A 12605-nucleotide genomic window follows, 5' to 3' on the forward strand; every position below is an offset into this window, starting at 1 on the left:
CCGCACGCCGCCTGCCGGGCGATGTCGCGAAGCCTCGTGCGCCACGCGCCGGGTTCGCGTCTCGACAGCACGGGTCGCGTCCAGCTAGCGACCACGCGCGCCCACGCAGCGCGGCGCTCGCGCGGCAGGGTAAACAGGTCGGCAGCAGGGTGTTCCCCAAGGAGCCTCCCGTGTTGCCGTCTTTTTCTCCCGCCTTGCTTGCACTCGCCGACGGCACGGTCTTTCGTGGTTATTCGATCGGGGCCGAAGGCCACACGATCGGCGAAGTCGTGTTCAATACCGCGATCACCGGCTATCAGGAAATCCTGACTGATCCGAGCTACGCGCGCCAGATCGTTACGCTCACCTACCCGCATATCGGCAACGTCGGCGTCAACGCCGAAGACGTCGAAGCCACGAAAGTCCATGCCGCCGGCCTGATCATCCGTGATCTGCCCACGCTCGCATCGAACTTCCGCATGGACCGCACGCTCGGCGATTACCTGCGCGACGAAGGCGTCGTCGCGATCGCCGGGATCGACACCCGCAAGCTGACCCGCATCCTGCGCGACAAGGGCGCGCAGAACGGCTGCATCCTGGCCGGTTCGGACGACGAGGCGAAGGCGATCGAACTCGCGCGCTCGTTCCCGGGCCTCGCGGGCATGGATCTCGCGAAGGTCGTCTCGACCACCAAGCCGTTCGAGTGGAAGCAGACGGAATGGCGCCTCGAAGGCGGCTACGGCATGCAGGAAGCGCCGAAGTACCGCGTCGTCGCGTACGACTTCGGCGTCAAGTACAACATCCTGCGCATGCTCGCGGAACGCGGCTGCCACGTGACGGTGCTGCCCGCGCAGGCGAGCGCGGCCGATGCGCTGGCGCTGAATCCGGACGGCATCTTCCTGTCGAACGGCCCCGGCGATCCGGAGCCGTGCGATTACGCGATCGCGGCCACGAAGGAATTCATCGAGCGCGGCGTGCCGACCTTCGGCATCTGCCTCGGCCACCAGATCATGGGCCTCGCGGTCGGCGCGAAGACGCTGAAGATGAAGACGGGCCACCACGGCGCGAACCACCCGGTGAAGGATCTCGGCGACGGCCGGGTCGTGATCACGTCGCAGAACCACGGCTTCGCGGTCGACGCGGATTCGCTGCCGGCCAACGCGCGCGTGACGCACGTATCGCTGTTCGACGGCACGCTGCAGGGCTTCGAGCTGACCGACAAGCCGGCGTTCTGCTTCCAGGGTCACCCGGAAGCGTCGCCGGGCCCGCACGACATCGGCTATCTGTTCGACCGTTTCACCGCGCTGATGGACGCGGCGAAGCAGCGCAACGCCTAACGCAACCGACGCAACCGAAGGACGGGAGATTCGCATCATGTTCGGCCACGCACTCGGCATCACGGATATCTGGACCTACGTGTTCGGCGTGATCTTCATCATCCTGCTGCCGGGGCCGAACTCGATGTACGTGCTGTCGCTCGCGGCGCAGCGCGGCGTGAAGGCCGGCTATCGCGCGGCCTGCGGCGTGTTCGTCGGCGATACGGTGCTGATGGTGCTGTCGGCCGCGGGCGTCGCGTCGCTGCTGAAGGCGAATCCGCTGCTGTTCTCCGTCGTCAAGTACGGCGGCGCCGCGTATCTGCTCTACATCGGCGCGGGCATGCTGCGCGGCGCGTGGCGCAAGCTGCGCGCGCCGGCGGGCGAGCCCGCCGAGGCGCCGCAGGCGGTCGACGGCGAGCGGCCGTTCCGCAAGGCGCTGATCGTGAGCCTGCTGAACCCGAAGGCGATCCTGTTCTTCATCTCGTTCTTCATCCAGTTCGTCGACCCGGCATTCCCGCATCCCGCGCTGTCGTTCGTCGTGCTCGGGGCGATCGCGCAGTGCGCGAGCTTCCTGTACCTGAGCACGCTGATCTTCGCGGGTGCGCGGCTCGCCGAGCACTTCCGTCGCCGCCGCAAGCTTGCGGCAGGCGCGGCGAGCAGCGTGGGCGGCCTGTTCATCGGTTTCTCGATGAAGCTCGCGCTCGCCACCATGAGCTGAGCGCTGCCGGCCGACCCACGACAACGATTACTTATTGAATTCACAAGCCATGCCAAAACGCACAGACATCAAGAGCATCCTCATCATCGGCGCCGGCCCGATCATCATCGGCCAGGCGTGCGAGTTCGACTATTCGGGCGCGCAGGCTTGCAAGGCGTTGCGTGAGGAGGGCTACAAGGTCGTTCTCGTCAACAGCAACCCGGCGACGATCATGACCGACCCGAACACGGCCGACGTGACCTACATCGAGCCGATCACGTGGGAAGTCGTCGCGCGCATCATCGAGAAGGAGCGCCCGGACGCGATCCTGCCGACGATGGGCGGCCAGACCGCGCTGAACTGCGCGCTCGACCTGCACCACCACGGCGTGCTCGAGAAGTTCGGCGTCGAGCTGATCGGCGCGTCGCCGGAAGCGATCGACAAGGCGGAAGACCGCCAGAAGTTCAAGGAAGCGATGACCAAGATCGGTCTCGGTTCCGCGAAGTCGGGCATCGCGCACTCGATGGAAGAGGCGACCAAGGTGCACGGCGAGATCATGGCGGAGACGGGCGGCAGCGGCTACCCGGTCGTGATCCGTCCGTCGTTCACGCTCGGCGGCTCGGGCGGCGGCATCGCGTACAACCGCGAGGAGTTCGAGGAGATCTGCAAGCGCGGTCTCGACCTGTCGCCCACGCGCGAACTGCTGATCGAGGAATCGCTGCTCGGCTGGAAGGAATACGAGATGGAAGTCGTGCGCGACCGCGCCGACAACTGCATCATCGTCTGCTCGATCGAGAACCTCGACCCGATGGGCGTGCACACCGGCGACTCGATCACGGTCGCGCCGGCGCAGACGCTCACCGACAAGGAATACCAGATCCTGCGTAACGCATCGCTCGCGGTGCTGCGCGAGATCGGCGTCGACACGGGCGGCTCGAACGTGCAGTTCTCGATCAACCCGAAGGACGGCCGGATGGTCGTCATCGAGATGAACCCGCGCGTGTCGCGTTCGTCGGCGCTCGCCTCGAAGGCGACCGGCTTCCCGATCGCGAAGGTCGCGGCAAAGCTGGCGGTCGGCTACACGCTCGACGAGCTGAAGAACGAAATCACCGGCGGCCAGACGCCCGCGTCGTTCGAGCCGACGATCGACTACGTCGTCACGAAGATCCCGCGCTTCGCGTTCGAGAAGTTCCGTGAAGCCGATTCGCGCCTGACGACGCAGATGAAGTCGGTCGGCGAAGTGATGGCGATCGGCCGCACGTTCCAGGAATCGTTCCAGAAGGCGCTGCGCGGCCTCGAAGTCGGCGTCGACGGTCTCGACGAGAAGTCGACCAACCGCGACGAGATCGCGATCGAGATCCACGAGCCGGGCCCGGATCGCATCTGGTATGTCGGCGATGCGTTCCGCATCGGCATGACGGCCCAGGAAATCTTCGCGGAAACCGCGATCGACCCGTGGTTCCTCGAGCAGATCGAGCAGATCATCCTGAAGGAAAAGGCGCTCGCGGGCCGCACGCTCGCGTCGCTGACGTTCGACGAGCTGCGCTACGTGAAGCAGAGCGGTTTCTCCGACCGCCGCCTTGCGAAGCTGCTCGGCGCGACGCCTGAGGACGTGCGCAAGCGCCGCGTCGAACTGAACGTGCGCCCGGTCTACAAGCGCGTCGACACCTGCGCGGCCGAGTTCGCGACGAAAACCGCCTACATGTACTCGACCTACGAGGAAGAGTGCGAGGCGCAGCCGACCACCAACAAGAAGATCATGGTGCTGGGCGGCGGCCCGAACCGGATCGGCCAGGGCATCGAGTTCGACTACTGCTGCGTGCATGCGGCGCTCGCGATGCGCGAGGACGGCTACGAAACGATCATGGTCAACTGCAACCCGGAAACGGTGTCGACCGACTACGACACGTCCGACCGCCTGTACTTCGAGCCGCTGACGCTCGAAGACGTGCTCGAGATCGTCGACAAGGAAAAGCCGGTCGGCGTGATCGTCCAGTACGGCGGCCAGACGCCGCTGAAGCTCGCGCTCGACCTCGAGGCGCACGGCGTGCCGATCGTCGGCACGTCGCCGGACATGATCGACGCGGCCGAAGACCGCGAACGCTTCCAGAAGCTGCTGCAGGATCTCGGCCTGCGCCAGCCGCCGAACCGCACCGCGCGCGCGGAAGACGAAGCGCTGAAGCTCGCCGAGGAAATCGGCTACCCGCTCGTCGTGCGCCCGTCGTACGTGCTGGGCGGCCGCGCGATGGAAATCGTCCACGAGCCGCGCGACCTCGAGCGCTACATGCGCGAGGCCGTGAAGGTGTCGAACGATTCGCCGGTGCTGCTCGACCGCTTCCTGAACGACGCGATCGAGTGCGACGTCGACTGCATCTGCGACGGCGAAGCCGTGTTCATCGGCGGCGTGATGGAGCACATCGAGCAGGCGGGCGTCCACTCGGGCGACTCGGCATGCTCGCTGCCGCCGTACTCGCTGTCGAAGGAAACGGTGGCCGAGCTGAAGCGCCAGACGGGCGCGATGGCGAAGGCGCTGAACGTGGTCGGCCTGATGAACGTGCAGTTCGCGATCCAGCAGGTGCCGCAGGCGGACGGTTCGAAGCAGGACATCATCTACGTGCTCGAAGTGAACCCGCGCGCATCGCGCACGGTGCCGTACGTGTCGAAGGCGACCAGCCTGCCGCTCGCGAAGATCGCGGCGCGCGCGATGGTCGGCCAGAAGCTCGCGCAGCAGGGCGTGACGAAGGAAGTCGAGCCGCCGTACTTCAGCGTGAAGGAAGCGGTGTTCCCGTTCGTGAAGTTCCCGACCGTCGATCCGGTCCTCGGGCCTGAAATGCGTTCGACCGGCGAAGTGATGGGCGTGGGCCAGACGTTCGGCGAAGCGCTGTTCAAGTCGCAGCTCGCGGCCGGTTCGCGCCTGCCGGAGTCGGGCACGGTGCTGCTGACCGTGATGGACGCGGACAAGCCGAAGGCCGTCGAAGTCGCGCGCATGCTGCACGACCTCGGCTACCCGATCGTCGCGACCAAGGGCACGGCTGCCGCGATCGAAGCGGCCGGCGTGCCGGTGAAGGTCGTGAACAAGGTGAAGGACGGCCGTCCGCACATCGTCGACATGATCAAGAACGGCGAGATCGCACTCGTGTTCACGACGGTCGACGAGACGCGCCAGGCGATCGCCGATTCGCGTTCGATCCGCATGAGCGCGCAGGCGCACAAGGTCACGTACTACACGACGATGTCGGGCGCGCGCGCGGCAGTCGAAGGCCTGCGCTACCTGAAGGATCTGGAAGTCTATGATTTACAAGGTCTTCACGCTCGCCTAAACTAAGCAGTCAGTTTCCTGTCGAAGCAATACGTGCCGCGGTTAAGCGGTGTTTCCGGTTCATCGGAAACGCGCTTAATCGCGGTGATTTTTTTTAAAGCCGTTTTTAGCGATTGAGCCGTTTATGAGCACCATTCCGTTGACAAAGCGTGGCGCAGAGCAACTGCGCGATGAATTGCAGCGCCTCAAGTCCGTCGAGCGGCCGGCCGTGATCAACGCGATCTCGGAGGCACGCGCGCAGGGCGATCTGTCCGAAAACGCCGAATACGATGCCGCGAAGGAAAAGCAGGGCTTCATCGAGGGTCGCATCGCGGAACTCGAATCGAAGCTGTCCGCCGCGCAAATCATCGATCCGACGGTGCTCGATGCAGATGGCCGCGTGGTGTTCGCCGCGACGGTCGAACTCGAGGATCTCGAGTCGGGCGACACCGTCAAGTACCAGATCGTCGGCGACGACGAAGCCGATATCGATCACGGCCTGATCTCGGTCAGCTCGCCGATCGCGCGCGCCCTGATCGGCAAGACCGAAGGCGACGTCGCGGCCGTGCAGGCGCCGAGCGGCGTGCGCGAATACGAAATCATCTCGGTCAGCTACATCTGAAGCGGGGCGACGTGATGCCGCATCGCGTGTTCCGTCTGCTGTCGGCCGTGTGGGTCGGCAGCCTGCTGACGATCGGGTATGCGGTCGCACCCGTGCTGTTCAAGACGCTGGAGCGGATGACGGCCGGTTCGGTCGCCGCCCAGCTGTTCCGTATCGAGGCGATCCTCGGTGTCGTGTGCGGCGTGCTGCTGCTTGCGTTGTCGAACCAGCAGGTGCGGCGCGGCAGAAGCGAATATCGCCGCGTGCGCTGGATCGTCGCCGCGATGGTCGTGTGCGTGCTGGTCGGGTATTTCGCGCTGCAGCCGTTCATGAACGCGCTGCGGGTGGCCGCAATGGATGCGGGCACCGATATCGTGAACTCGCCGTATGCGAGTCGCTTCGGGATGCTGCACGGCGTCTCGAGCGTGTTCTATCTCGTCGAGAGCGTGCTGGGGCTGATGCTGATCTGGCGTCTGCCGGCGCGCGACGCCTGAGCGCCGGGCGGGCAGCGCGGCACGGCGTGACCCGTGCCGCTTAAGTGTTTTACTTGTCCTGGAACGGCCGCTTGGTGCTGGCCTGGCGCTTTTTCGCGCGCTTCACGTTGCCGCCCGCCGTTACGCGCTCGTTGCCGCGCACGACGACCTTAGTCGGCTTCGGGCGACGCACGGGGCTCGCGTTCGGCGACACCTTGACGACCTTGACCGTGCGCGGTGCGCGGCCTTTCCTGTCGTCGGCGGCTTCGGCCGCGCTCGGCAGCGTGCCGGCGCGACGGCCGCGGGTCGGGGCCGCTGCGGCGGCTTCCGGCTTCCAGATCACCAGCAGCTTGCCGATGTGCTGGATCGGCGCCGCGCTCAGGCGGTCGCAGATCTCGTCGTAGATCGCGACGCGTTCGTCGCGCTCGTCGCCGAACACGCGGATCTTGATCAGCTGGTGCGCGGCGAGGTGCACCTTGATTTCCTTCAGCACTGCGTCGGTCAGCCCTTCGGCCCCGATCAGCACGACGGGCTTGAGCGCATGGGCCTGGGAGCGCAGCGCGGAGCGCTCGGCGGGAGAAAGCGAAAGGGCGGGCATGGAAATGTCGAAATCTAAATAGGGGCACGCGGCCTGAATAGCGATCGCGGGACGTTACCGCGTCAGCCGTGCGCCGAAACCACGTAAAATCGCGGCTTGGGCCTGAAAAGGGGCCGCAGCCGCGCGAAGAAGACGCGTATTATCCGCTAAAAGCGCGGCTTCACGAAGCAAATGGCAGCAATCTCTCACTCGAATGGCAAAAAACCGCTTCAACCAGCACTGGCTGCACGACCACATCAACGACCCGTACGTCAAAATGGCGCAGCGGGAGGGCTATCGCGCGCGTGCCGCGTACAAGCTGAAGGAAATCGATGAGCAGGACAAGCTGGTCCGTCCGGGCCAGGTGATCGTCGATCTCGGCGCGACGCCGGGCAGCTGGAGCCAGTATGCCCGCAACAAGCTCGCGCAGGGCAAGAAGCGCGACACCGAGCGCGAAGGCGGCATCGACGGCACGATCATCGCGCTCGACCTGCTGCCGATGGAGCCCATCGCCGACGTCCACTTCATCCAGGGCGACTTCCGCGAGGACGAAGTCCTCCATCAGCTCGAGGAAGTGCTCGAAGGGCGCGCGGTAGACCTTGTTATTTCGGACATGGCCCCCAACCTGTCAGGCGTGGCCTCGGCGGACGCGGCGCGGATCGAGCATCTCTGCGATCTGGCGCTCGAATTCGCGCAGAACCATCTGAAGCCGGATGGTGCGTTGCTCGTGAAATGCTTTCACGGCAGCGGCTACAGCCAGATCGTCGAGAAATTCAAACAGCAGTTTAAGACCGTCGCGCCGCGCAAGCCCAAGGCGTCCCGCGACAAATCGTCCGAAACGTTCATTTTGGGTCGGCATCTGAAGCATCCGCGCTGACGCGGAGCGGAGTGCCGGAAACGGGCTCCGGCCCTTGCCAGACAAGCGAAGCGCTATCGCGGCGGTTGTCAATGCTTATGGCGAGGGTGGTCGGACTGGATTAGAATGACCGAGGGGCGCCGCAAGGAAAATGTAGGCGCTCGTCTACGAGTGAAGGAGTGGTGCTTTGAACAACAATATGTTTTCGAAGGCAGCGGTGTGGTTAGTGATCGCACTGGTGCTGTTTACGGTGTTCAAGCAGTTCGACAAGCCCCGCGTTCAGGAAGGCGTGTCCTATTCGCAGTTCATGGACGACGCCAAGAACGGCAAGGTCAAGAACGTCATCGTTCAGGGGCGCAACCTCACCGTCACTCCGGCTGATGGCCAGAAATACCAGATCGTGTCGCCCGGCGACATCTGGATGGTCGGCGATCTGATGAAGTACGGCGTGCAGGTCAGCGGCAAGGCCGACGACGAGCCGAACGCGCTGATGTCCGCGCTGTACTACCTCGGGCCGACGATCCTGATCATCGTGTTCTGGTTCTACATGATGAGGCAGATGCAGGGCGGCGGCAAAGGCGGTGCGTTCTCGTTCGGCAAGTCGCGAGCGCGGCTGATCGACGAGAACAACAACGCGGTGAACTTCTCCGACGTCGCGGGCTGCGACGAAGCGAAGGAAGAAGTGTCCGAGCTCGTCGACTTCCTGCGCGATCCGCAGAAATTCCAGAAGCTGGGCGGCCGCATTCCGCGCGGCGTGCTGCTTGTCGGCCCGCCGGGTACCGGCAAGACGCTGCTCGCCCGCGCGATCGCGGGTGAAGCGAAGGTGCCGTTCTTCAGCATCTCGGGTTCGGACTTCGTCGAAATGTTCGTCGGCGTCGGCGCGGCCCGTGTGCGCGACATGTTCGAGCAGGCGAAGAAGCATGCGCCGTGCATCGTGTTCATCGACGAAATCGACGCGGTCGGCCGTCATCGCGGCGCCGGCATGGGCGGCGGCAACGACGAACGCGAGCAGACGCTGAACCAGATGCTCGTCGAGATGGACGGCTTCGAGGCGAACTCGGGCGTGATCGTGATCGCCGCGACCAACCGTTCCGACGTGCTCGACAAGGCGCTGCTGCGTCCGGGCCGTTTCGACCGCCAGGTCTACGTCGGCCTGCCCGACATCCGCGGCCGCGAACAGATCATGCGCGTGCACCTGCGCAAGGTACCGATCGCGAACGACGTCGATGCGGCAGTCATCGCACGCGGCACGCCGGGCTTCTCGGGCGCCGATCTCGCAAACCTCGTGAACGAGGCTGCGCTGTTCGCCGCACGCCGCGGCAAGCGCATCGTCGAGATGCAGGATTTCGAGGACGCGAAGGACAAGATCTTCATGGGTCCGGAGCGCAAGTCGGCCGTGATCCGCGAGGAAGCGAAGCGCGCGACCGCTTACCACGAGTCGGGCCACGCGGTGGTCGCGAAGCTGCTGCCGAAGGCCGACCCCGTGCACAAGGTCACGATCATCCCGCGCGGCCGTGCGCTGGGTGTCACGTGGCAGTTGCCGGAGCATGACAACGAAACGTACTCGAAGGACTACCTGCTGGACCGCCTCGCGATCCTGTTCGGTGGCCGGGTGGCGGAAGAGCTGTTCATGAATCTCGTCAGCACCGGCGCGTCGGACGACTTCAACAAGGCAACGCAGACGGCGCGCGCGATGGTCGCCCGCTTCGGCATGACCGATGCGCTCGGGCCGATGGTCTACGTCGACGACGAGAACGATGCGTCGCCGTTCGGCCGCGGCTTCACGCGCACGATTTCGGAAGCGACGCAGCAGAAGGTCGATGCGGAAATCCGTCGCGTGCTGGACGATCAGTACAACCTCGCGCGGCGCCTGCTGGACGAAAACCGCGACAAGGTCGAAGCGATGACGGCCGCGCTGATGGAGTGGGAGACGATCGACGCCGATCAGATCAACGACATCATGGAAGGCCGTCCGCCGCGCTCGCCGAAGAGCTCGCCGGCCGTCGGCGGCGATTCGTCGGGCGGTGGCAGCAGCGCCGAGGTCAAGCCCGGCACCGCGCCGGCGCCTGCTTCGCCGGCGGCATAACCTCCGCTTTAGCACCGTTCACGGGCTGGTGTGGCTTCACACCGGCCCGTTTTGCATTCATCCACGCCAGTCGCTCGTGTCAGATTTCGCTGTTTCTCCATCCATTCCCGCGCCGCTCCAGTGCGGCCGCTTCGCACTGACGTTCGAGCGCCCGCTCGTGATGGGCATTCTCAACGCCACACCCGATTCGTTCTCCGACGGCGGCCGCTTCCTCGCGCGTGACGATGCGCTGCGCCAGGCCGAGCGGATGATCGCCGAGGGCGCGGACCTCCTCGATATCGGCGGCGAATCGACGCGCCCCGGCGCGCCGCCCGTGCCGCTCGACGAGGAGCTCGCGCGTGTGGTTCCGCTCGTCGAGGCGCTGCGGCCGCTGAACGTGCCGCTGTCGATCGACACCTACAAGCCGGCCGTGATGCGCGCGGCGCTGGCCGCCGGCGCGGACCTGATCAACGACATCTGGGGCTTCCGCCAGCCGGGCGCGATCGACGCGGTGCGCGACAGCAACTGCGGGTTGTGCGCGATGCACATGCTCGGCGAGCCGCAGACGATGCAGGTCGGCGAGCCCGACTACGACGACGTCGTGACCGACGTGCGCGCGTTTCTCGCCGAGCGCGCACAGGCGTTGCGCGACGCGGGCGTTGCACCGGAGCGGATCTGCGTGGATCCCGGCTTCGGGTTCGGCAAGGCGGTCGTCGAAGACAACTATGCGCTGCTGGCCGCGTTGCCGGACACGGCGCCCGCGCGGCCCGACGGGCGCGCTTATCCGATTCTCGCGGGCATGTCGCGCAAGTCGATGCTCGGTGCGGTGATCGGCGGCAAGCCGCCGATGGAGCGCGTCGCGGCGAGCGTGGCGGCCGCGTTGTGCGCGGTCGAGCGCGGTGCGGCGATCGTGCGCGTGCACGACGTCGCGGCGACGGTCGATGCACTGAAAGTCTGGAATGCCGTGCGCGAAGCCGCGCGGCAACGATAAGTCAGAAGACGAAGGAGGAAGATTCGCTATGGGACGTCGATATTTCGGCACGGACGGCATTCGCGGCACGGTGGGCGAGGCGCCCATCACACCGGATTTCGTATTGCGCCTCGGCTACGCGGCCGGCAAGGTGCTGGCCAGTTCGTCCGACGTCGCGGCAGGCTCGCGCCCGACCGTGCTGATCGGCAAGGACACGCGCGTGTCGGGCTACATGCTCGAAGCCGCGCTCGAGGCCGGTTTCTCGGCGGCCGGCGTCGACGTGATGCTGGCCGGCCCGATGCCGACGCCGGGCGTCGCGTACCTGACGCGTGCGCTGCGCCTGTCGGCCGGCGTCGTGATCAGCGCGTCGCACAACCCGTACCACGACAACGGGATCAAGTTTTTCTCCGCTGACGGCAACAAGCTGCCCGACGATACCGAAGCCGCGATCGAAGCGTGGCTCGACAAGCCGCTCGAATGCGCGTCGTCCGACGGCCTCGGCAAGGCGCGCCGCCTCGACGACGCGGCCGGCCGCTACATCGAGTTCTGCAAGAGCACGTTCCCGGCCGCGTTCGATCTGCGCGGGCTGAAGCTCGTGATCGATTGCGCGCACGGTGCCGCGTACCAGATCGCGCCGCACGTGTTCCACGAACTCGGCGCGGACGTGATTCCGATCGGCGTTGCGCCGAACGGCTTCAACATCAACGACGGCGTCGGCGCGACCGCGCCCGACGCGCTGGTGCGCGCGGTGCGGGCGAACCACGCCGATCTCGGCATTGCGCTCGACGGCGATGCGGACCGACTGCAGGTCGTCGATGCGTCCGGGCGCCTGTACAACGGCGACGAGCTCCTCTACGTGCTGGTGAAGGACCGGATCGCGACCGACGGCAAGGTCGAAGGCGCGGTCGGCACGCTGATGACGAACCTCGCCGTCGAAGTCGCGCTGCAGCGCGAGGGCGTGAAGTTCGTCCGCGCGGCGGTCGGCGACCGCTACGTGCTCGAGCAGTTGCGCGAGCACGGCTGGCAGCTCGGCGCGGAAGGCTCGGGCCACATCCTGTCGCTCGACCGGCATTCGACCGGCGACGGCATCGTGTCGGCGCTGCTCGTGCTGGCCGCGCTGAAGCGTAGCGGCCGAACGCTCGCACAGATGCTCGACGGCGTCACGCTGTTCCCGCAGAAGCTCATCAACGTGCGGATGAAGCCGGGCGCCGACTGGAAGGGCAGCGCGTCGATTCGCGCCGCGATCGACGCAGCCGAAGCCGCGCTCGCCGGCAGCGGTCGTGTGCTGATCCGCGCATCGGGCACCGAGCCCGTGCTGCGCGTGATGGTCGAAGCGGAGCAGGCGGCCGATGCGGTCCGCCATGCGGAGACGATCGCCGACGCGGTGCGCGCGGCAACGACCTGACGCACGGTGCCGGCGCGGGACGGTCCTGCCGCCCGCGCGCTAGCTCTCCGGTGAATCGGCATGCGGCGCCTTCGGGGCGCCGCAATTTCGTCAGACGCAAAGGTTTGCGATACCTATAGTGTGTCGTCTCGACCAACACATCGCCTGACCGAAGATTTCTTCCGACCCCTGATATCCGACCCATCGCGGGCAGGGGCTTCCCGCGCCGCCGACGCTGCGCTACGATCCGCCGGCGCACCCGAAAACGGGTGTCCGCCCCGTCCTCGCCGGGCAGGCAATTCTTGCCGCCATCGCCGTTCCGGTGCCGCCCAGGCGCCGCCCGCGGCGCACCTGCTACTCCCTTTCAACCAGTCATGTTACTGTCACGC

At 66.1% G+C, this 12605-nt stretch carries 10 protein-coding genes; 9 read left to right on the forward strand and 1 reads right to left on the reverse strand.

The genetic code is table 11. The features are described 5' to 3' along the window. Positions 1-170 precede the first annotated feature (170 nt). The 5 genes from carA (at position 171) to LXM88_RS11545 (ending at position 6385) form a co-directional block, all read left to right on the forward strand. Positions 171-1316, forward strand: a complete 1146-nt coding sequence (gene carA / locus LXM88_RS11525) for a glutamine-hydrolyzing carbamoyl-phosphate synthase small subunit (protein WP_262542409.1) — start codon at positions 171-173, stop codon at positions 1314-1316. A 37-nt stretch (positions 1317-1353) separates the two neighbouring features. Beyond that, entirely contained in the window at positions 1354-2013 is a 660-nt protein-coding gene (gene leuE, locus LXM88_RS11530; protein WP_262542410.1) for a leucine efflux protein LeuE, read from the forward strand. Between the two features lie 49 nt (positions 2014-2062). After that, positions 2063-5317 (forward strand): carbamoyl-phosphate synthase large subunit, encoded by a 3255-nt coding sequence (gene carB, locus LXM88_RS11535; protein WP_047900344.1) that lies wholly within the window; start codon positions 2063-2065, stop codon positions 5315-5317. A gap of 118 nt (positions 5318-5435) precedes the next feature. Further along, on the forward strand, positions 5436-5912 hold the full coding sequence (gene greA / locus LXM88_RS11540; RefSeq protein ID WP_096472963.1) for a transcription elongation factor GreA: 477 nt from the start codon (positions 5436-5438) through the stop codon (positions 5910-5912). Positions 5913-5926: 14 nt separating this feature from the next. Continuing rightward, a complete protein-coding gene (locus LXM88_RS11545; protein WP_262542829.1) occupies positions 5927-6385 on the forward strand; it encodes a DUF4149 domain-containing protein in 459 nt (152 codons plus the stop codon). 49 nt (positions 6386-6434) lie between these two features. Here the strand turns inward: LXM88_RS11545 and LXM88_RS11550 are convergent, their stop codons facing one another. Beyond that, the gene (locus LXM88_RS11550) at positions 6435-6962 is read right to left on the reverse strand and encodes a YhbY family RNA-binding protein (protein WP_262542413.1); all 528 of its coding nucleotides are present in this window, start codon (positions 6960-6962) and stop codon (positions 6435-6437) included. A 193-nt stretch (positions 6963-7155) separates the two neighbouring features. On the opposite strand from LXM88_RS11550, the gene LXM88_RS11555 reads away from it, so the two are divergent. The 4 genes from LXM88_RS11555 (at position 7156) to glmM (ending at position 12237) form a co-directional block, all read left to right on the forward strand. Continuing rightward, a complete protein-coding gene (locus LXM88_RS11555) occupies positions 7156-7818 on the forward strand; it encodes an RlmE family RNA methyltransferase (protein WP_034183277.1) in 663 nt (220 codons plus the stop codon). Positions 7819-7984: 166 nt separating this feature from the next. Then, positions 7985-9883, forward strand: coding sequence for an ATP-dependent zinc metalloprotease FtsH (gene ftsH, locus LXM88_RS11560; protein ID WP_096472966.1), 1899 nt, complete (start codon positions 7985-7987; stop codon positions 9881-9883). A gap of 76 nt (positions 9884-9959) precedes the next feature. After that, entirely contained in the window at positions 9960-10853 is an 894-nt protein-coding gene (gene folP / locus LXM88_RS11565) for a dihydropteroate synthase (RefSeq protein ID WP_441301339.1), read from the forward strand. A gap of 28 nt (positions 10854-10881) precedes the next feature. After that, a complete protein-coding gene (gene glmM, locus LXM88_RS11570) occupies positions 10882-12237 on the forward strand; it encodes a phosphoglucosamine mutase (protein ID WP_262542417.1) in 1356 nt (451 codons plus the stop codon). Positions 12238-12605 lie beyond the last annotated feature (368 nt).

Origin of the sequence: Burkholderia sp. S-53, from assembly GCF_025560745.1 — a bacterium.
GTDB classification, from domain to species: Bacteria; Pseudomonadota; Gammaproteobacteria; order Burkholderiales; family Burkholderiaceae; genus Burkholderia; species Burkholderia pyrrocinia.